The sequence below is a fragment of the Rhodococcus sp. K11/5 genome (assembly GCF_055193735.1).
On sequence record NZ_CM143721.1, the window covers coordinates 3,097,584 to 3,116,407 of the forward strand.

The 18,824-nt window shown below is 67.4% G+C and carries 20 protein-coding genes and 2 tRNA genes; 9 read left to right on the forward strand and 13 right to left on the reverse strand.

Going from position 1 to position 18,824, the window contains the following annotated elements; translation table 11 throughout:
- The first annotated feature begins 29 nt into the window (after nucleotides 1-29).
- Nucleotides 30-914 (forward strand): formate dehydrogenase accessory sulfurtransferase FdhD, encoded by an 885-nt coding sequence (fdhD, locus tag ACY466_RS14585; protein ID WP_463246075.1) that lies wholly within the window; start codon nucleotides 30-32, stop codon nucleotides 912-914.
- Complete coding sequence (locus tag ACY466_RS14590) at nucleotides 911-1,858, forward strand: pirin family protein (protein WP_463246077.1); 948 nt, start codon at nucleotides 911-913, stop codon at nucleotides 1,856-1,858. The genes fdhD and ACY466_RS14590 overlap by 4 nt, the downstream gene beginning before the upstream one ends.
- 72 nt (nucleotides 1,859-1,930) lie before the next feature.
- Here the strand turns inward: ACY466_RS14590 and clpX are convergent, their stop codons facing one another.
- From clpX to ACY466_RS14615, 5 genes are all read right to left on the reverse strand, one after another.
- Nucleotides 1,931-3,211, reverse strand: a complete 1,281-nt coding sequence (gene clpX, locus ACY466_RS14595; protein WP_463246078.1) for an ATP-dependent Clp protease ATP-binding subunit ClpX — start codon at nucleotides 3,209-3,211, stop codon at nucleotides 1,931-1,933.
- Between the two features lie 236 nt (nucleotides 3,212-3,447).
- Entirely contained in the window at nucleotides 3,448-4,119 is a 672-nt protein-coding gene (locus tag ACY466_RS14600; protein ID WP_463246080.1) for an ATP-dependent Clp protease proteolytic subunit, read from the reverse strand.
- A gap of 78 nt (nucleotides 4,120-4,197) precedes the next feature.
- Nucleotides 4,198-4,881, reverse strand: a complete 684-nt coding sequence (locus tag ACY466_RS14605) for an ATP-dependent Clp protease proteolytic subunit (RefSeq protein ID WP_463246081.1) — start codon at nucleotides 4,879-4,881, stop codon at nucleotides 4,198-4,200.
- A gap of 144 nt (nucleotides 4,882-5,025) precedes the next feature.
- On the reverse strand, nucleotides 5,026-6,399 hold the full coding sequence (tig, locus tag ACY466_RS14610) for a trigger factor (protein ID WP_463246083.1): 1,374 nt from the start codon (nucleotides 6,397-6,399) through the stop codon (nucleotides 5,026-5,028).
- An 83-nt stretch (nucleotides 6,400-6,482) separates the two neighbouring features.
- Nucleotides 6,483-6,556: transfer RNA gene (locus tag ACY466_RS14615), tRNA-Pro, on the reverse strand.
- A gap of 159 nt (nucleotides 6,557-6,715) precedes the next feature.
- On the opposite strand from ACY466_RS14615, the gene ACY466_RS14620 reads away from it, so the two are divergent.
- Nucleotides 6,716-6,789, forward strand: a tRNA-Gly gene (locus tag ACY466_RS14620).
- 60 nt (nucleotides 6,790-6,849) lie between these two features.
- Here ACY466_RS14620 and ACY466_RS14625 read toward each other — a convergent pair.
- Nucleotides 6,850-7,272, reverse strand: a complete 423-nt coding sequence (locus ACY466_RS14625) for an STAS domain-containing protein (RefSeq protein WP_463246084.1) — start codon at nucleotides 7,270-7,272, stop codon at nucleotides 6,850-6,852.
- A gap of 224 nt (nucleotides 7,273-7,496) precedes the next feature.
- On the opposite strand from ACY466_RS14625, the gene ACY466_RS14630 reads away from it, so the two are divergent.
- The gene (locus ACY466_RS14630) at nucleotides 7,497-8,282 is read left to right on the forward strand and encodes a DUF1542 domain-containing protein (RefSeq protein ID WP_463246086.1); all 786 of its coding nucleotides are present in this window, start codon (nucleotides 7,497-7,499) and stop codon (nucleotides 8,280-8,282) included.
- Between the two features lie 11 nt (nucleotides 8,283-8,293).
- Here ACY466_RS14630 and ACY466_RS14635 read toward each other — a convergent pair whose 3' ends face one another.
- The gene (locus ACY466_RS14635) at nucleotides 8,294-9,091 is read right to left on the reverse strand and encodes an Fpg/Nei family DNA glycosylase (protein WP_463246087.1); all 798 of its coding nucleotides are present in this window, start codon (nucleotides 9,089-9,091) and stop codon (nucleotides 8,294-8,296) included.
- Between the two features lies 1 nt (nucleotide 9,092).
- The gene (locus tag ACY466_RS14640; RefSeq protein ID WP_463246089.1) at nucleotides 9,093-9,569 is read right to left on the reverse strand and encodes a ribose-5-phosphate isomerase; all 477 of its coding nucleotides are present in this window, start codon (nucleotides 9,567-9,569) and stop codon (nucleotides 9,093-9,095) included.
- 17 nt (nucleotides 9,570-9,586) lie between these two features.
- On the opposite strand from ACY466_RS14640, the gene ACY466_RS14645 reads away from it, so the two are divergent.
- Both ACY466_RS14645 and ACY466_RS14650 read left to right on the forward strand, forming a co-directional pair.
- The gene (locus ACY466_RS14645) at nucleotides 9,587-10,291 is read left to right on the forward strand and encodes a DUF429 domain-containing protein (protein ID WP_463246091.1); all 705 of its coding nucleotides are present in this window, start codon (nucleotides 9,587-9,589) and stop codon (nucleotides 10,289-10,291) included.
- Between the two features lie 60 nt (nucleotides 10,292-10,351).
- A complete protein-coding gene (locus ACY466_RS14650; protein WP_463246093.1) occupies nucleotides 10,352-11,728 on the forward strand; it encodes an NAD-dependent succinate-semialdehyde dehydrogenase in 1,377 nt (458 codons plus the stop codon).
- A 93-nt stretch (nucleotides 11,729-11,821) separates the two neighbouring features.
- Here ACY466_RS14650 and ACY466_RS14655 read toward each other — a convergent pair whose 3' ends face one another.
- Nucleotides 11,822-12,463: a mycothiol-dependent nitroreductase Rv2466c family protein gene (locus ACY466_RS14655; RefSeq protein ID WP_463246095.1), complete on the reverse strand. Its 642-nt coding sequence runs from the start codon at nucleotides 12,461-12,463 to the stop codon at nucleotides 11,822-11,824.
- 136 nt (nucleotides 12,464-12,599) lie between these two features.
- Between ACY466_RS14655 and pepN the strand changes: the two genes are divergently transcribed.
- Entirely contained in the window at nucleotides 12,600-15,173 is a 2,574-nt protein-coding gene (pepN, locus tag ACY466_RS14660) for an aminopeptidase N (protein ID WP_463246096.1), read from the forward strand.
- A 72-nt stretch (nucleotides 15,174-15,245) separates the two neighbouring features.
- Here the strand turns inward: pepN and ACY466_RS14665 are convergent, their stop codons facing one another.
- Genes ACY466_RS14665 through ACY466_RS14675 form a run of 3 tightly spaced genes read right to left on the reverse strand, consistent with a single transcriptional unit; the run spans nucleotide 15,246 to nucleotide 16,622 of the window.
- Entirely contained in the window at nucleotides 15,246-15,728 is a 483-nt protein-coding gene (locus ACY466_RS14665; protein ID WP_463246098.1) for a DUF5130 family protein, read from the reverse strand.
- Nucleotides 15,715-15,990 carry an aa3-type cytochrome oxidase subunit CtaJ gene (ctaJ, locus tag ACY466_RS14670; protein WP_463246099.1) on the reverse strand — a complete coding sequence of 92 codons (276 nt, stop codon included), beginning with the start codon at nucleotides 15,988-15,990 and terminating at the stop codon, nucleotides 15,715-15,717. The genes ACY466_RS14665 and ctaJ overlap by 14 nt, the downstream gene beginning before the upstream one ends.
- A gap of 14 nt (nucleotides 15,991-16,004) precedes the next feature.
- Nucleotides 16,005-16,622, reverse strand: a complete 618-nt coding sequence (locus ACY466_RS14675) for an HNH endonuclease (protein WP_463246100.1) — start codon at nucleotides 16,620-16,622, stop codon at nucleotides 16,005-16,007.
- A 216-nt stretch (nucleotides 16,623-16,838) separates the two neighbouring features.
- Between ACY466_RS14675 and ACY466_RS14680 the strand changes: the two genes are divergently transcribed.
- Entirely contained in the window at nucleotides 16,839-17,795 is a 957-nt protein-coding gene (locus ACY466_RS14680) for a mechanosensitive ion channel family protein (RefSeq protein WP_463246102.1), read from the forward strand.
- Nucleotides 17,796-17,826: 31 nt separating this feature from the next.
- A complete protein-coding gene (locus tag ACY466_RS14685; RefSeq protein ID WP_463246103.1) occupies nucleotides 17,827-18,216 on the forward strand; it encodes a globin in 390 nt (129 codons plus the stop codon).
- 25 nt (nucleotides 18,217-18,241) lie between these two features.
- Here the strand turns inward: ACY466_RS14685 and ACY466_RS14690 are convergent, their stop codons facing one another.
- Entirely contained in the window at nucleotides 18,242-18,667 is a 426-nt protein-coding gene (locus ACY466_RS14690) for a cupin domain-containing protein (protein ID WP_463246105.1), read from the reverse strand.
- Nucleotides 18,668-18,824: the final 157 nt, after the last annotated feature.

Below are 18,824 nucleotides of genomic sequence, written 5' to 3' on the forward strand. Positions count from 1 at the left end.
CCCGCTTCTCCTCGCACGACGGCCGCCTGATGGGCCGCGCCACCGCCCGCCGCCCCGTCCTGCGCATCCGCGGACCGCACGTCGACCGTCGCCCCGACACCGTCGTCGTGGAGGAACCCCTCGAACTCCGGGTCGACGGCAAGGCCCTCGCCGTCACGATGCGGACCCCCGGACACGACGTCGAACTCGCGCACGGATTCCTTCTCACCGAAGGCGTCATCTCCTCGCGCGACGACGTCCTCGTCGCCCGATACTGCGACGGAGTCGACGACGAGGGCCGCAACACCTACAACGTGCTCGACGTCGCCCTCGCCGAGCACGTGCCCGCTCCGGACGTGGGCGTCGAGCGCAACTTCTACACGACGTCCTCGTGCGGGGTGTGCGGCAAGGCCTCGCTCGATGCGGTTCGACTCAAGACCGTCTTCTCCCCCGCCGCCGACGGTGTCCGGGTGTCCACCGCGACCCTGGCGACACTGCCGGACACACTGCGGGAACATCAGCGCATCTTCTCCTCGACCGGTGGGCTGCACGCCGCGGCCCTCTTCGACGCCGACGGCACCCTGCTCGCCGCACGCGAGGACGTCGGGCGTCACAACGCGGTCGACAAGGTGATCGGCTGGGCCGTCTCGGAGGGCCGGGTTCCCCTCGCCGGCACCGTCCTGATGGTCAGCGGTCGCGCGTCCTTCGAGCTCGCCCAGAAGGCGGTGATGGCCGGCATCCCCGTGCTCGCCGCCGTGTCCGCCCCGTCCTCCCTCGCGGTCGATCTGGCCGAGGAGTCGGGGCTCACGGTGATCGGATTCCTGCGCGGCGACGGCATGAACGTCTACTCGCACACCGGCCGAATCGTGTTCGCGGACACCGCGACCGATACCGAATCCGATCCCGCCACGGCGGTGCCCGAGGCGGTCCGATGACCGCCCCCGCCGTCTCGGTCACCACGGCGCGCGAGGTGCCGCTCGGCGGACCACGTGCGATGACCGTCCGGCGCACGCTTCCCGAGCGTCGTCGCACCACGGTCGGCGCCTGGTGTTTCGCCGACCATTACGGACCCGACCCCGTCGCCCACACCGGAGGGATGGACGTCGCACCGCACCCGCACACCGGACTGCAGACCGTGAGTTGGCTCTTCGAGGGCGAGATCGAACATCGAGACAGCCACGGGGTGGTTGCCGTCGTGCGGCCGGGTGAGGTGAATCTGATGACGGGCGGACACGGCATCTGTCACTCCGAGGTGTCGACGCCCGAGACCGACACGCTGCACGGAGTACAGCTGTGGATCGCCCTGCCCGACGCCCACCGCGACGCTCCGCGCCGGTTCGATCACCACGTTCCCGAGCCCGTCGCACTCGACGGGGGCGAGATGCGAGTGTTCCTGGGGTCGCTCGGTGGGTCGACCTCGCCGGTGCCCACCTTCACCCCACTGCTCGGTGCGGAGATCACGATCCAACCGAACACGCGCATCACCCTCGAGGTCGATCCACGGTTCGAACACGCGGTGTTGGTGGACACCGGTCGAGTGGACCTGAGCGGGACCTCCGACAGGGCCGGCGAGGCGACCTCGCTGAGCCGCGCGGACCTCGGACACCTCGACACCGGAACGCGGTCGATCACCATCGCCACCGCTCTGGTCCCCGCGCGCGTGATCCTGCTGGGCGGGGAGCCGTTCGAGGAGGACATCGTCATGTGGTGGAACTTCATCGGCCGCGATCACGACGAGATCGTCGAGTATCGCGACGCCTGGGAGCGCGAGGACCGTCGGTTCGGCCGCGTGGAGGGTTACCGAGGACCGGTCGACCGATTGCCGGCGCCGCCGCTGCCCATGGCCCGGCTCCGGCCCCGCAAGGCCCGGCCCGCCTGAGCCGCCCGGCACCTGCCGAATGCAGCGACCCCCGACTCGTCGAACGAGTCGGGGGTCGCGTCGTGCGGGGTACTACGCGGTCTTGTCGCGCCGCTCGGGGCGATCGGGCTTGCGCGGCACGATGGTCGGCAGCACGTTGTCCACCACGGTCTCCGCGGTCACCACGACCTTGGCGACGTCGTCTCGACTCGGGATGTCGAACATCACCGGGTTGAGGACTTCCTCCATGATCGCGCGCAGGCCGCGGGCGCCGGTGCCGCGATGGATGGCCTGCTCGGCCATCGCGTCGAGAGCGTCGGGGGTGAACTCGAGTTCCACGCCGTCCATGTCGAACAACCGCGTGTACTGCTTGACCAGGGCGTTCTTCGGCTCCGACAGAATGGTCACCAGGGACTCCTTGTCCAGGTTCGTCACCGAGGCGACAACCGGGAGGCGACCGATGAACTCGGGGATCAGACCGAACTTGATGAGGTCCTCGGGCATGACCTCGGCGAAGTAGTCCTGGGTGTCGCTCTCGGCCTTGGACCGCACCTCGGCGCCGAAGCCCAGTCCGCGCTTGCCGACGCGGTCGGAGACGATCTTCTCGAGTCCGGCGAACGCACCGGCCACGATGAAGAGCACGTTCGTGGTGTCGATCTGGATGAACTCCTGATGCGGGTGCTTGCGTCCGCCCTGCGGGGGAACGCTTGCCTGGGTCCCCTCGAGGATCTTCAGCAGGGCCTGCTGGACACCTTCACCGGACACGTCGCGCGTGATCGACGGGTTCTCGCTCTTGCGCGCGATCTTGTCGACCTCGTCGATGTAGATGATGCCGGTCTCGGCGCGCTTGACGTCGTAGTCCGCCGCCTGGATCAGCTTGAGGAGGATGTTCTCGACGTCCTCACCGACGTACCCGGCCTCCGTCAACGCGGTGGCGTCCGCGATGGCGAACGGCACGTTGAGCATCTTGGCCAACGTCTGCGCCAGGTAGGTCTTGCCGCAGCCGGTGGGGCCGAGCATCAGGATGTTGGACTTGGCGAGCTCGACGGCCTCACCGCGCGCGTCCCGAGCCTTGTCCCCGGCCTGGATGCGCTTGTAGTGGTTGTAGACCGCGACCGCCAGGCGCCGCTTCGCGCTGTCCTGGCCGATGACGTAGTTCTCGAGGAAGTCGCGGATCTCCGCGGGCTTGGGCAGTTCGTCGAGCTTGACCTCGCTCGACTCCGCCAGCTCTTCCTCGATGATCTCGTTGCAGAGATCGATGCACTCGTCGCAGATGTACACGCCGGGCCCGGCAATGAGCTTCTTGACCTGTTTCTGACTCTTTCCGCAGAAAGAGCACTTGAGCAGATCGCCACCGTCACCGATGCGTGCCATGTGCAGATTCCTCATTTCTTGCCGGGAATACCGATCGACGTCGAACACTGCCTCGACCGGGTTCATGTGCGACCGTACCCGCCTTCGACGGACACGGCCGAGTACTTACCAGGACCCACCGACGTGAATCGATGGAGTAGGCGCCCACAACCAGCGGGGCCGCCGCGAGCACGCGATTCGAGCGAGGTTTCCCCCGCGCGCGTGTCGCAGCGGCCCGGCCGACCGTGCGGTGAGCGTTACTTGCGGGCCGAGAGCTTGCGGTACTCGAACACGGTGTCGATGATGCCGTAGTCCTTGGCCTCTTCGGCCGTGAGGATCTTGTCACGGTCGGTGTCCTTGCGGATGACATCCGCTTCCTTGCCGGTGTGTCGACCCAGCGTGGTCTCCATGAGACGACGCATGCGCTCGATCTCGCGGGCCTGGATCTCGAGGTCGGAGACCTGGCCCTGAACGCCGCCGGTGGAGGGCTGGTGGATCAGCACGCGGGCGTTGGGCAGCGCGGCGCGCTTGCCCGGAGCGCCGGCCGCGAGCAGGACCGCGGCCGCGGACGCGGCCTGGCCGAGGCACACGGTCGCGACGTCGGCGCGGACGTACTGCATCGTGTCGTAGATCGCCATCAGCGAGGTGAACGAACCACCGGGCGAATTGATGTACATGGTGATGTCGCGGTCGGGGTCCAGACCCTCGAGCACCAGCAGCTGCGCCATGATGTCGTTCGCCGAGGCGTCGTCCACCTGCACGCCGAGGAAGATGATGCGCTCCTCGAAGAGCTTGTTGTAGGGGTTCGACTCCTTGACGCCGTAGCTCGAGTGCTCGACGAAGGACGGCAGGATGTAGCGCGAATCGGGTCCGGCGGGTGCCGAGGAGCCGGCGCCGAAGGTCTGGCGGGGATCGAACAGTTCTGTCATCGGTTCTCCAAAAAATAGGAAGGGATCGGTGCGGCGTGAGCCCTACCGGGCCCGAGTCGCGTCACGAATTCCGCTCGATCAGTTGTCGGCTCCGCCGGTGCCACCGGCCTGCTGCGCGCGCGAGATGACGTGGTCGACCATCCCGTAATCGAGGGCCTGCTGCGCGGTGAACCACCGGTCACGGTCCGAGTCCTCGGTCACCTGGTCGAACGTCTGCCCCGTGTGCTCGGCGATGAGCTCCGCCATCTCACGCTTGGTGAGGGCGAACTGCTCCGCCATGATCGCGATGTCGGCGGCGCTTCCGCCGATACCGGCGGACGGCTGGTGCATCATGATGCGCGCGTGCGGCAGGGCGTAGCGCTTGCCCTTGGTGCCGGCGGTCAGCAGGAACTGACCCATGGAGGCGGCGAGTCCCATCGCGTAGGTCGCGACGTCGCACTCGGCGAAGTTCATCGTGTCGTAGATCGCCATGCCGGCCGAGACGGATCCGCCCGGCGAGTTGATGTAGAGAGCGATGTCGCGAGTGGGATCCTCGGCCGACAGGAGGAGGATCTGCGCGCACAGCTTGTTGGCGATGTCGTCGTCGACCTGCGTGCCGAGGAAGATGATGCGCTCGCGCAACAGCCGCTCGTACACGGAGTCGCTGAGGTTGAGGCCGGCGGTCGCCGAGGTCATGGCCGGTGCGGACGCGGAAGCGATTCCTGCCGCGGTCGAGTGGGTCGCCGGGTTAGCGTGGGTCACGGTACCTGCCTTCTCGTGCATGGATGGATTGACGCCGAACCGAACCCGCGTGGAGCGAGCCCGAAACCGATCCGGCGATTTCCGGGTGTGAAACGTTCCTGTCATCGACACTAACGAAGGACGGCGGCCCCGGAGTCCCGGAACCGCCGTCGTTCGCTGTGAGCGTTACTTCTCCTGTTCGCCCTCGGACGAATCGGACTCGTCGGCCGACTCCTCGTCCGGGCTTCCGAACAGTTCCTTGGTCTCGACCTTCTCACCGGACGTGTCCGTCACCGAGACCTGATCGACGATCGCGGCGAGGGCCTTGCTGCGGCGGATGTCCGCGAACAGCGCGGGCAGCTGGTTGGCCTGCTGCACCTGCTGGATGAACTCCTCGGGCGCGATGCCGTAGCGCTGCGCCTGGAACACGATGTTCTGCGTCAGCTCTTCCTGGCCCACCTGCACGGCCTCGGCGTCGGCGATCGTGTCGAGCAGAAGCTGGGTACGGACCGACTTCTCGGCGCTCTCGCGGGCCTCGGCGTCGAACTCCTCGCGCGAGGAACCGGACGCTGCGAGCTGCTCGGCCAGCGCGTCCTCGTTGTGATCGAGCGGGTGGATCGCATCGTGCAGGGCCGAGTCGACCTCGGCCTTGACGAACGCTTCCGGGACGGGAACCTCGACGGACTCGAGGAGCGCCTCGAGGACCTTGTCGCGGATCTGACCGGCCTGCTCGACCTTCTTCACGCGCTCGACGCGCTCGCGCAGGTCGGCGAGCAGTTCGTCGAAGGTGTCGAACTGGCTGGCGAGCTGAGCGAACTCGTCGTCGGCCTCGGGCAGTTCGCGTTCCTTGACCGACTTGACGGTGACGGTGACGACGGCTTCCTGGCCGGCGTGCTCGCCCGCGAGAAGCGTGGTGGTGAACTCCTTGGACTCGTCGACGGACAGTCCGACGATCGCGTCGTCGAGGCCCTCGATGAGCTGGCCGGAACCGATCTCGTGGGACAGGCCCTCGGTGGCGGCTTCCTCGACGGCCGCACCGTCGACGGTGGCGGAGAGGTCGATGGAGACGAAGTCGCCGGTCTGCGCGGCGCGGTCGACGCCGGTGAGGGTGCCGAATCGCTGGCGCAGGGACAGAAGCTGCTCGTCCACGGCCTCGTCGGTGATCTCGACCGGGTCCACGGTGACGGCCACCGTGGAGTAGTCCGGAAGCGTGATCTCGGGCCGCACGTCGACCTCGGCGGTGAACGAGATCTCCTCGCCGTCCTCGAGCTTGGTGATCTCGATGTCCGGCTGGCCGAGCGGCTTGAGCTCGGTGGCCGACAACGCGTCGTTGTACTTGCCGGGCAGCGCCTCGTTGACCACCTGGTTCAGGACGTTCGCGCGTCCCACCCGGGCCTCGAGCAACTTGGCCGGGGCCTTGCCGGGACGGAAGCCCGGGAGGCGGATCTGCTGGGCCAAGGTCTTGTACGCGCGGTCGAAATCAGGCTTGAGCTCCTCGAAGGGCACCTCAACGTTGATACGGACTCGCGTCGGGCTCAGCTGCTCGACGGTGCTCTTCACGAAACGTGCTCCTTCATCTGTGCGACTACGGTGGTTCTCGGTTCACTCGATCTTCGCGTGCGATCGAGCGCGGTGTCGATCGGTCGGGATGACAGGATTCGAACCTGCGACCCTCCGCTCCCAAAGCGGATGCGCTACCAAGCTGCGCCACATCCCGTTCCTGCACGCCAAACGCCGACGACGTGCTCGAACGATCCTACGGGTAGGTGTGCGTTCGGCCCAACGGCGACCCGATTTCCGATTTCGCCGCGCGGTTCGGTACAGTTCCTCAACGCAGGCGGCAGGGGCTGGCGATCCCAGTGACCGTCGTCGGCACGCGGGCGTAGCTCAATGGTAGAGCCTTAGTCTTCCAAACTAATTACGCGGGTTCGATTCCCGTCGCCCGCTCCACACACGAAGAAGACCCCCGGTCGCCCAGGCGATCGGGGGTTTTCTCGTCGTCAGCCGGTATCAGCCCGCGTCGGAGAATGCACGGACCTCGCCGCGTGCATCCGACACCGTGGACACCGCTTCGAAGATGCTCTCGCACACCGTGATCGGCGAGCACACCCCGAGGAGTTGGAGCGGACGCCGCACCGCGGGGTCGACCGCGACCAGCACCATGGGTCGCCGTGCCAGCGTCGATGCCGCACCGAGGAGCATGACCGCCCCCGCGCTGCCGAGGAACGTGACGTCCGTCAGATCGAGCACGACGTCGTCGTGACCAGCCGAGGCGACACGCGTCAGGATCTCGCGCAGTTCGGGAGTGGTGCTCATGTCGATCTCGCCGCCGATGGAGACGATCGGGACTCCGCCACGTTCGTACTCGACGACCACCAGGTCCGCCGTGTCGTCCGCGCCGAGATCGGTGGTCGAGTGGTCGAGTGCGTTCATGTGTGGCTCCCCTTCGTAGCGGCCGACGATGCTCTTCGGCCTCGACTACAGAGTTGCCCGCCGAGATGTCTTCACAGCCATCGGTGGGTCACGCTTCTATAACGAGATGGATACGCCACGGTCACGGTCGTCGGCGGAGAGTCGGCGGTGATGGCACCGGGGATCCGTACACTGGAGACGGTCGAACCGGACATTCACGCGAACCATCATTCACCGGAGGACACATGGAACCCCTTTTTTTGATCATCGTCGTCGTGGCGATCGTCGTCGGCCTGGTGATGATGTCGCAGCGTCGATCGGCCCGGACCGACGCCATGACCCTGGACGACGCCAAAGCCGATGCGCGCCAGTCGATCGAACGGCTCGGCGGACAGGTGTTCAACCTCGTCGGCTCGGACACCGCGTCGCAGCAGGCCCTCGCCGACGCGTCCGAACGCTTCACGGCCGCGGGCTCGCAGATCGATCAGGCCGACAGCGTGGCGCAGGCCCGCCTGGCGAAACAGACTGCACTGGAAGGCCTTTACTACATTCGCGCGGCCCGACTGGCCATGGGCATGGACCCCGGACCCGAGGTGCCCACCCTCGACGGCCAGAAGGCCGCCGGCGAGGTGACCGAAGAACGCACCGTCGACTTCGAGGGCCGGCCGGTCACGGCTGCGCCCTCACCGTCGGAGAAGACGCCGAACTACTACCCCGGCGGACGCGTCGCCGGTCGGCCGGTTCCCGCCGGGTGGTACTCCGAGCCCTGGTGGAAGCCCGCTCTCGTCGCCGGCGCCTGGGGCATGGGGTCGATGTTCCTGTTCTCGGCCATGTTCTCCGGAATGGCCGGCGTCGGATACGGATCCGAGCAGTTCGCCAGCGGTGAGGGCGACGGCGGCGACATGGGCGGCGCCGACGGTGGCGGTGACTACGGAGACGGTGGCGACATGGGCGGTGACATGGGCGACGGCGGATTCGACGGCGGCGACATGGGCGGCGGCGGATTCGACATGGGCGACATGGGGTTCTGAGCGGCCGCCCGTCAGTCCACCTGACAGGACGGGCACCAGAAGAGATTTCGTCCCTTCATGTCCTGCGTGAGGATCGCCGTGCCGCAGATGCGGCACGGCAATCCTTGTCTCTTGTAGACGTAGGACCGTGGGCGTCCCGGTCCCCGCGGTCCGGCACCGGCTTCGTGCTCCGGATTCAGCGTGACGATCCGACCGCGCCGCACACCCACCTTCATCAGGTCGACCAGATCGACCCACATCTCGCCCCACCGCCCGTGATCGAGTTTCTTGCCGGGCAGGAACGGGCTCACCCGGTGCCGGAAGAGCAGTTCGGCCCGGTACACGTTGCCGATTCCGGCGATGACATCCTGCTCCATCAGCAGCGCCCCGATCGCCATGGACGACTTGGTGATTCGACGGAACGCCTTGTCCGGGTCCGACTCCTTGCGCAGCGGATCCGGGCCCAGCCGAGCCACCAGGGCGTCGACCTGGGTGTCGTCGAAGATCTCGCAGCGGGTGGGGCCGCGGAGGTCGGTCCCGTACTCCTCCCCCACCATCCGCATCCGCACCTGACCCACCGGGTCCTTCATCGGAACGCTCTGCTCTCCGAACTTGCCGTAAAGGCCCAGGTGCACGTGCACGATCGCGCCGTTGTCGTACCGGTGCAGCAGGTGCTTCCCCCAGGCGTCCGCTCGCAGCAATACGTGTCCGCTGACCCACTCCGCGCCGTCGACGAATCGTCCCTGCGGACTCGAGACCTCGATCTCCTGGCCCGCGAACCGCTTCTGGTGCAACCGCGCCAGGCGGTGAAGAGTGTGGCCCTCGGGCACGTCAGTGCGCGCCGGGAACTGCGGGGGCGTCGCCGGTGCGCTCGTACTCGGCCAGAATGTCGATGCGGCGCTGGTGCCGTTCCTCACCCGACCACGGCGTCGCGAGGAACGCGTCCACGATGGCCAGTGCCTCGGGCAGCGTGTGCATACGCCCACCGATGCCGATCAGCTGGGCCTTGTTGTGCTGACGAGCGAGCTGGGCGGTCTCGACACTCCACGCGAGCGCGCACCGAGCGCCGGGAACCTTGTTCGCCGCGATCTGTTCGCCGTTGCCGGATCCGCCGAGGACCAGGCCGAGGCTGTCCGGATCGGCGACGGTGCGACGGGCGGCCTCGATGCAGAACGCGGGGTAATCGTCCACCGCGTCGTACTCGAACGCCCCGCAGTCGACCGGCTCGTGCCCGGCCGCGGTCAGGTGTTCCATGATCTGGTTCTTGAACTCGAAGCCGGCGTGATCGGCACCCAGGTATACGCGCATGTGAAAGAGTTTGACAGGTGACCTCGGCCGCTTCGACAGCACCCGACGAGCTCACCGTCGCCGGGGTCGACGGAGCCGGCGGCGCCTGGGTGGTGGCCCGCCTCCGTGGCCGCGACCTGCAGCTGAGCGTGTCCCGGTCGGTCGACGACGTCCTGGCTTCCACCGCAGACTGCGTCGTGGTGGGCGTCGACATGCCGCTGTCCGTTCCGGAGGACGGCTACCGCACCGGCGAGGTCGCCCTCAGGTCGTTTCTGGGCTCCGCGCGGTCGTCACTGTTCTTCACTCCCGTTCGGGACGCCGTCGAGAGCGAGACGTGGGAGCAGGCGTGTGTCGTCTCACGAGCGCGGACGGGCAAGGCGATCAGCAAGCAGTCCTGGTACCTCACCGCCTACATCCGCGAGTGGGGCGCTGCGGCCCTCGACGATCGTGTGATCGAGGTGCACCCGGAATCGTCGTTCCGCGCACTCGCGACCACCACGGAGTTCACCTCGAAGAAGCGGGCGCGCGGTATCGCGCAACGGCTGTCGGCGCTGTCGGCGGTGGTGGATCCCGCGACGATCGTCGCCGCGACGGCGGGCCTCGACGACGGCCCCGCGATCGACGACGTTCTCGACGCCGTCGCCGCGGCCTGGTCGGCGCGGCGATGGGCGGCCGGCACCGCGCGTGTGTTCGGAAGCGGCGCAGCGGATTCGCGTGGGCACCCCGACCGCATCGTCGTCTGACACGCGCGCCGGCGATCGTGCTCGGGAACACGAGACGGGGGGTTCGGGGTTACACCCCACATGACTACCTACAAGACAGTTAATCCGGCCACCGGCGAGACCGCGCGCGAGTTCGACACGATGTCCGACGCGGACGTCGAAACCGTTCTCGCAGCGGTCAGCTCGGGTTACCACTCCTGGCGCGAGACCGATCCCGCCGAGCGCGCCCGCATCCTCACCCGCACCGCCGAGATCTACACCGAGCGTGCCGAGGAGCTCGCTCGCACCATCGCCACCGAGATGGGCAAGCCCGTCACCCAGGCGATGGGCGAGGTCCAGCTCTCGTCCGACATCTACCGCTACTACGCCGAGCACGGTCCCGCACTCCTCGAGGAGGAGACGTTGAACGTGCCCGGTGCCGAGAACACCGTGGTGGTCAGTCGGCCCATCGGTGCGCTCGTCGGCGTCATGCCGTGGAACTACCCGTACTACCAGGTCGCTCGCTTCGCGGGCCCGAACCTCATGCTGGGCAACACGATCGTGCTCAAGCACGCCCCGAGTTGCCCCCAGTCCGCACTCTTGATGGAAGAGATCTTCCGTCAGGCCGGGGTGCCCGAGGACGCGTACGTCAACGTGTTCGCCACCAACGAGCAGATCGCGGACATGATCGCCGATCCTCGCGTGCAGGGAGTGTCGCTCACCGGTAGCGAGCGCGCCGGAACGTCCGTCGCCGAGACCGCGGGCCGCAACCTCAAGAAGGTCGTGCTCGAGCTGGGCGGCTCGGACGTGTTCGTCGTCCTCGACACCGATGACATGGACGCCACCGTCGAGTCCGCGACGCAGGCTCGCCTGTCGAACGCGGGCCAGGCCTGCAACGCGGCGAAGCGGATCATCGTCACCGAGGACATCTACGACGAGTTCGTCGCCAAGCTCACCGCGTCGTTCGAAGCCATGCAGACCGGAGATCCGTTGGACGAGAACACCGTCCTCGGTCCCCTCTCCTCGCAGGCCGCGGCCGATTCGCTGGTCGAGCAGATCGAAGACGCGGTCGACAAGGGCGCGACGCTGCTCACGGGCGGAAAGAAGGTGGACGGACCCGGATCCTTCGTGCAGCCCACGCTGCTCGCCGACGTCACCCCCGCCATGCGCGCGTACACCGAGGAACTGTTCGGCCCCGCGGGTGTCGTCTACAAGGTCGCGAACGCCGACGAGGCCGTGGCCCTGGCCAACTCGTCCGCCTACGGTTTGAGCGGATCGGTGTGGAGCTCGGATCTGGATCGCGCTCGCGACGTCGCCGATCGACTCGACGTCGGCATGGCCTTCGTCAACGAGCACGGAACCACCCTGCCCGGCCTCCCGTTCGGAGGCGTGAAGCGATCCGGCGTCGGGCGTGAGCTCGGCCGTTGGGGCATGGACGAATTCGCGAACACCAAGCTCATTCGCGTGTCCGCCAAATAGGTCTCGACCTACCGCGAACGACAGCACCACGAAGAACAGAACGCCGAGGCGCCCGCGTTGCGGGTGCCTCGGCGTTCGTGTCGTGTCGGACGGTCAGTCGAAGACCGGGTCCTCGTTGCGCGTGCGCTTGAGTTCGAAGAAGTGCGGATACGACGCGAAGGTCACCGACGCGTCCCACAGCTCCCCGGCCGTCTCACCGCGCGGGATGCGCGAGATGACGGGACCGAAGAACGCCACCCCGTTCACGTGGATCGTCGGGGTGCCCACGTCGGGTCCCACCTTGTCCATGCCGGCGTGATGGCTGGCCCGCAGTGCGGCGTCGTGCTCGTCGCTGGACGCCGCCTTCGCCAGATCCGCGGGAAGGTCGAGCGCCGCGAGAGACTGCTCGACGACCTCGTCGAAGTTCTTGTTGCCCTGGTTGTGGATTCGCGTGCCCATCTCCGTGTAGAGCGGTTCGAGAATCTCGTCGCCCCGAGCGGCGGCAGCGGCGATCGCCACCCGCACCGGCCCCCATGCCTTGGCCATCAACGCCGAGTACTCCTCGGGCAGGTCGCGCCCCTCGTTGAGCACCGACAGGCTCATGACGTGGAAGTTGGCCTCGATGTCCCGCACCTTCTTCACCTCGAGAATCCACCGAGAGGTGATCCAGCACCACGGGCACAGCGGGTCGAACCAGAAGTCGGCGACGTCCTTCTTCCCGGCGCCCCCGGTGTTACTTGCCTGCGTTTCGGTCACGGAAGTCCTTTCGCCTTGCTGTGTGCCGAGACTTATCGTCCGGCCTGTCTTCAGTGTCTACCCGCCGGGCGTTCACCGCGTCATGATGGGATGGACTTTCGTCGTATTCGAATCCACTTCGACAGAAAGGGTGCACGTGGTTGCCCCCAACTTGACCAGAGACCAGGCCGAGGAGCGTTCGTCGCTGCTCGCGGTGAAGAACTACTCCATCGCACTCGACCTCACCGACGGCGAGGGTGGCCCGGGCGAGACCACGTTCGCGTCCACCACCACCGTCACGTTCGACGCCACGGCCGGAGCGTCGACGTTCCTCGACATCGTGGCGGCATCGATTCGGTCCGTCACCCTCAACGGCGCGGACGTGGACACCTCCTCGTACGACGAATCCACCGGGATCGCGCTGGAGAACCTCGCGGAGCACAACGAGGTCGTCGTCGTCGCGGACTGCGCCTACTCGCACACCGGCGAGGGATTGCACCGCTTCGTCGATCCCTCGGACGGCTCGGTGTATCTGTACAGCCAGTTCGAGACCGCCGACGCCAAGCGGATGTTCGCGTGCTTCGACCAGCCGGATCTCAAGGCGACCTTCGATCTGAAGGTCACGGCGCCGGACAGCTGGAAGGTCATCTCCAACGCGGCCCACGCCGCCGAGCCCGCCGCCGGCGAGCACGTCTTCGACACGACGCCCGTCATGAGCACGTACCTCGTCGCGTTGATCGCCGGACCGTACGCCGAGTGGACCGACTCCTACGCCGACGATCACGGAACCATTCCACTCGGAATCTACTGCCGTGCATCGCTTGCCGAGTACATGGACCACGAGCGCCTGTTCACCGAGACCAAGCAGGGCTTCGAGTTCTACCATCGCAACTTCGGCACCCCGTACGCGTTCGGGAAGTACGACCAGCTGTTCGTACCGGAGTTCAACGCCGGAGCGATGGAGAACGCCGGCGCCGTCACCTACCTGGAGGACTACGTCTTCCGATCCAAGGTGACCCGCGCGTCCTACGAGCGCCGCGCGGAGACCGTCCTGCACGAGATGGCGCACATGTGGTTCGGCGACCTCGTCACGATGCGCTGGTGGGACGATCTGTGGCTCAACGAGTCGTTCGCGACCTTCGCCTCGGTTCTGTGTCAGTCGGAGGCCACCGAGTACACCAACGCGTGGACCACGTTCGCCAACGTCGAGAAGGCGTGGGCCTACCGCCAGGATCAGCTCCCCTCCACGCACCCCATCGCCGCGGACATCCCCGATCTCGCCGCGGTCGAGGTCAACTTCGACGGCATCACCTACGCGAAGGGCGCGAGCGTCCTCAAGCAGCTCGTGGCGTACGTGGGGCTCGAGGACTTTCTCGCCGGTCTACGCAGCTACTTCCGCGACCACGCGTTCGGCAACGCCACGTTCTCGGACCTGTTGTCCGCCTTGGAGACGTCCTCGGGTCGAGATCTGTCGGACTGGGGCGATCAGTGGCTGCGGACGACCGGCCTGAACACGCTGTCCCCGGAATTCGAGGTCGACGCCGACGGTCGCTACTCGTCCTTCACCGTGGTTCAGGGGGGCGCCGAGCCGGGTCGCGGCGAGCGCCGCGTCCACCGCATCGCGGTCGGTGTCTACGACGACGCGCCCGACGGTTCGCTGACTCGCACGGAACGGGTCGAGATCGACCTCGACGGCGTGGAGCGCACCGACGTGGCGGCGCTGGTCGGCAAGCCGGCCGGAAAGCTCGTCCTGGTCAACGACGACGATCTGACGTACTGCTCGCTGCGGCTCGATCCGACCTCGCTCGAGACCTTGCTCGCGCGCATCGGTGACATCGGCGAGTCGCTCCCCCGCACCCTGGCGTGGTCCGCCGCGTGGGAGATGACCCGTCAGGCCGAGCTCAAGGCACGCGACTTCGTGGCCCTCGTGCAGCGGGGCGGCGCCGCCGAGACCGAGGTGGGCGTGGTGCAGCGGCTGCTGGTGCAGGCCCAGACCGCGATCGGCTCGTACGCGGATCCCGAGTGGGCTCGCGAGACCGGTCGACCCGAGTTCGCCGATCGTGTCCTGGAATTGGCGCAGGCGGCCGAGCCCGGTTCCGACCACCAACTCGCCTACGTCAACGCGCTCACCTCGTCGGTGCTCGAGGACCGTCACACCGAGGTCCTGTCGGCGCTGCTCGACGGTGACGTCGAGAGTCGGCAGCTGACGGGACTGACCGTCGACACCGATCTCCGGTGGCGACTCGTCACGGCCCTCGCGCGCAGCGGGGCCGTCGATACCGGCGCGGACACCCCGGTCATCGACGCGGAGGCCGAGCGGGACAACACCGCCGCAGGTGCCCGCGCTGCGGCCGCGGCGCGGGCGGCACGGCCACAGTCCTCGGTCAAGGAGGACGTGTGGACCCGGGTCATCGAGGACGATTCGCTGCCGAACATCACCGCCCGCGCGATCATCGGGGCGTTCCCCGGTGCGGGTCAGGGCGACCTGCTCGAGCCGTTCGTCTCGCGCTACTTCGACGCCGTCGGCGACGTGTGGGCGCGTCGGTCGAGCGAGGTCGCTCAGACCGTCGTGGTGGGTCTGTACCCGTCGTGGTCCGTCAGCGAGGAGTCCGTGGCCGCCGCGGATGCGTTCCTCGAGGGCGATCATCCGCCGGCACTGGCTCGACTGGTGATCGAGGGACGCGCCGGCGTCGTCCGTTCGCTCGCCGCGCGCGAAGCGGACCGCGCGTAGATTCCGTTCACCCGAACGACCACGGGCCCGTCACCTCGAGGAGGTGACGGGCCCGTGGTGCGAGGCGCTGTACTAGCTGTGCGCGTTGACGATGTCCGCGCTCATCACACGGATCGCACTGACGAGACCGTCGATCAGATCGTTGTCGCGGAACGACGCCAGAGCGGCGGTGACGCCCAGCTGAGCCACACGGTCGTCCGCGTGGGAGGCCACGCCACGGCCGCACCGGATCTCGATCGCGCGCTGGTTCGGGGAGACCGCGACGAGTATCGAGTAGGCGGCCTCGGGCGTGGTGGGGAAGACCGCATCGGCGCCCGCGGCGGGATCGGCCCCCAGATCACCGACGAGGACGTTGAAGCGGATCGCGGTGCTGCGCGTGGCCTCGATGAGCGCCTCGTCGAGCTGGATCAGTTCGTCGGTCGCGAACGGCGACAGATCGGGGTTCGGGGTTCCCACCTGGTGCACACCGGAGATGCGTCCACTGGCGGTGACCACGTGTCCGACCGGGAGAGTGCTCTCGTCGACCTTGCGGGTGGACAGTTCACCACTTGCCACTGGCTCGTCCTCCGATCAGGGATGCCGAGCCCGCGGTGAGCTCGGCGTGTCCGCTGGTGTTCGCACCGGCGTGGTGCGTGTAGGGCGTGACCTCGTCCGTCGCCGACCACAGGATCGGCGCGTGATTCCACGTGCGATCGAGCGTGTAGGGCTCGGGTCGCGGTGCGGGATCGGTGGCCGTGATGCGGGCGAACACGTACAGCGCGAGGAGAATCAGCACGGGTATGACCACGAAGATCAACGTGGTTTCGAGGATGCTCACGCGGTCAGGATAACTCAGGCCGCGCCTTCGCCCAGATAGGGCAGCCACATCGGATCGAGTTCCTTGATGCTGGCCAGCAGCCGCCAGTGCGGCCCCTTCGGCGGAACGAGGGCCGCCCGCAGCGTCCACCCGAGGTCACTGAGCATTTTGTCCGCTTTGCGATGGTTGCAGGACGCGCAGGATGCGACGCAGTTCTCCCACGAATGCTCTCCCCCGCGGCTGCGTGGGACGACGTGATCGATGGTCTCGGCCTTGCCGCCGCAGTACGCGCACCGGAATCGGTCTCGGTGCATCAGCGCCGCCCGCGTCATCGGAATCCGCGCCCGGTACGGCACCCGGACGTAATTGCGCAGGCGGATCACCGACGGCACCTGTACGGCGAGATCGGCGGACCGGACCAGGGGGCCGTGATCGTCCTCGTGCACCACCACGGCCTTGTCGCACACGAGAAGGATGACGGCTCGGCGCATGGGAAGGGCGGTCAGCGGTTCGAAGGTCGCGTTGAGCAGAAGAACCCGGCGCTTCACCCACGCGGGGAGAGCGTCGTCGGCGATCTCGGCGTCGGTACGGGTCTCGTCCGCCTCGGCGACCACCGCGCGCAGCGTGGTCCCCGGTACGCCGCTCTTCTTCATGCCACCTCCAGTGACCGCTGTGCGTGCACCGCGATCTGCCGCTGGTTGCGGCGGCCGCACGTGCACGTGAAGCCGAACACAGTGCATCACGAAATCGGGCAGGACGCACGTGCATACCGGGGTCGGCGACGGGACGGCCGGGTGAACACTCGGTGGCCGGTCCGCCGAGATTTCGCCGTCGTTCAGCGGTCGGACCTCGTTGCGTAGACTCTTCGGGTGTACTCCTTCGACTCGAACATCGCCGACCAGTACGCCACCATCGCCCTCTCCCTGTCCGAAACGGGTCGGGAATGGCTGATCGAACGGCCCTTGCAGATCGTGGGCTACGCGGTTCTCGCCGTGGTTCTGCGGGTGGTGCTGCACCGGGTGACCGACCGCTTCACCTCCGTCCCGCGTGACCCGTCGGCCAAACCGCCGTTGCTGCGACCATTGCGCGAACGCGCCCCCCGCGGCCTGCAGACCCCCGTCCTGAACGAGCGACGAGCCCAGCGCGCCCGCACCATCGGATCCGTCATGAAGTCGGCGATCTCGGTGGCCATCCTCGTCTGGTTCGTCCTGTCGGCACTGGCCATCGTCGGCGTCAACGTGGCGCCGTTCATCGCCTCGGCCGGCATCGTGGGCGTCGCCCTCGGCTTCGGCGCCCAGAACCTCGTCCGCGACTTCCTCTCCGGCATCTTCATGCTGCTCGAAGACCAGTACGGCGTGGGCGACATCGTCGATCTCGGCGAGGCCACCGGCACCGTGGAGACGGTCGGGTTGCGCGTCACCACGGTCCGCGACGTACCCGGCACGCTCTGGTACGTCCGCAACGGTGAGGTCCTGCGGGTGGGCAACATGAGCCAGGGTCACGCCGTCGCCGTGTTGGATCTGCCCGTCGCGCACACCGTCAACATCGACACCGCCTGCGACGTCGCCGAGACCACCGTCGCGGCCGCGATCGAACGCGGCGAATTCGAGGACGACATCCTCGAGGCCCCGCAGATGCTGGGCGTCGACGCCGTCACGTCCGACACCGTCACGCTTCGTCTGACCGTCAAGGTCCGGCCCGGCCGTCAGTGGGCCGTGCAGCGACGACTGCACCGGCAGATTCTCGAGGCGTTCGACGACGCCGGCATCGAGGCCCCGTACCCCAACGGTCGGCCGTTCGGCGCGAACGCACGCAGCACTTCGTGACCACGGAACACCCTTCGAAGGGAACCGCCAGATGACCGAACAGACGTTCTACGACGCGGTGGGCGGCGCCGATACCTTCCACAAACTCACCGCACGCTTCTACCAGGAGGTGGCGCGGGACGAGATCCTGCGAGCGCTGTACCCGGAGGAGGACCTGGGGCCGGCCGAGCGGCGCATGCGGATGTTCCTGGAGCAGTACTGGGGTGGCCCACGTACGTACTCGGACGAGCGTGGGCACCCACGCCTGCGGATGCGGCACTCGCCGTTCGCCATCGGGCCACTCGAGCGCGACGCGTGGCTCCGGGCGATGCACACGGCCATCGCGTCGATCGACCGGGAGACCCTGGACGACGATCATCGCCGTGCGTTGACGGAGTACATGGACATGGCGGCGCAGTCGATGGTCAACTCGCCGCTGTAGGCAATGCCGGGCGACCCGGACGGGGTTACCGGCTGCGTGCGGTGAGGCTGCGCAGCTTGCGGCTGACCTTCCACGCGAAGAGCACGGGCTTGGAGATGTGCGGGCGCAGGATCGCGTGCTTGCGCACGTAGTTCGGAACGTGCCACTCCGCCCACGTGTCCGCGTAGAACAGCGCGGCGTCACCGGCACGAAGGGTGCGGGGTTCCTGACCCTCGGACCGGACGATCACCTCGCCGTCGATGACGTGGATGGTCTCGTCCGATTCGAAGTGCCAGTGGAAGCGTCCGGCCGTGCAGTCCCAGACCCACGTCGAGGTGGTGGTGTCGGGGCTGGTGGACCACTGACCGCTTCGAGCCACGGGATCGCCCTCGATGACCCAGGACGGGTCGATGGGGGCGGGGCTGAGCACGACGTCGTCCAGGCGGACCGACTCGAAGACGGGAGCTGTCATGAAACTTCCTTTACCGTGACTTGACGATTGGCACGAAACTACCCCACGAAACCGACCGACGGTAGTTTTTCCTCTCGACAATTCGAGCATGAGGTGTGCTTTATCCCACGTGCGAGCGCCGCGGACGCGGGAATCGGCCCCGGAGTTTGGCACTATT

Excerpts from the sequence above, each read along its gene's own strand:
- ACY466_RS14675 (WP_463246100.1), bottom strand. The coding sequence starts at position 16,622 with ATGAAGAAGAGCGGCGTACCGGGGACCACGCTGCGCGCGGTGGTCGCC.
- ACY466_RS14605 (WP_463246081.1), bottom strand. The coding sequence starts at position 4,881 with ATGCACGAGAAGGCAGGTACCGTGACCCACGCTAACCCGGCGACCCAC.
- ACY466_RS14590 (WP_463246077.1), top strand. The coding sequence starts at position 911 with ATGACCGCCCCCGCCGTCTCGGTCACCACGGCGCGCGAGGTGCCGCTC.
- fdhD (WP_463246075.1), top strand. The coding sequence starts at position 30 with ATGGGCCGCGCCACCGCCCGCCGCCCCGTCCTGCGCATCCGCGGACCG.
- ACY466_RS14690 (WP_463246105.1), bottom strand. The coding sequence starts at position 18,667 with ATGACAGCTCCCGTCTTCGAGTCGGTCCGCCTGGACGACGTCGTGCTC.
- ACY466_RS14640 (WP_463246089.1), bottom strand. The coding sequence starts at position 9,569 with ATGCGCGTATACCTGGGTGCCGATCACGCCGGCTTCGAGTTCAAGAAC.
- ACY466_RS14650 (WP_463246093.1), top strand. The coding sequence starts at position 10,352 with ATGACTACCTACAAGACAGTTAATCCGGCCACCGGCGAGACCGCGCGC.
- clpX (WP_463246078.1), bottom strand. The coding sequence starts at position 3,211 with ATGGCACGCATCGGTGACGGTGGCGATCTGCTCAAGTGCTCTTTCTGC.
- ACY466_RS14685 (WP_463246103.1), top strand. The coding sequence starts at position 17,827 with ATGACCGAACAGACGTTCTACGACGCGGTGGGCGGCGCCGATACCTTC.
- ACY466_RS14625 (WP_463246084.1), bottom strand. The coding sequence starts at position 7,272 with ATGAACGCACTCGACCACTCGACCACCGATCTCGGCGCGGACGACACG.
- ACY466_RS14600 (WP_463246080.1), bottom strand. The coding sequence starts at position 4,119 with ATGACAGAACTGTTCGATCCCCGCCAGACCTTCGGCGCCGGCTCCTCG.
- ACY466_RS14630 (WP_463246086.1), top strand. The coding sequence starts at position 7,497 with ATGGAACCCCTTTTTTTGATCATCGTCGTCGTGGCGATCGTCGTCGGC.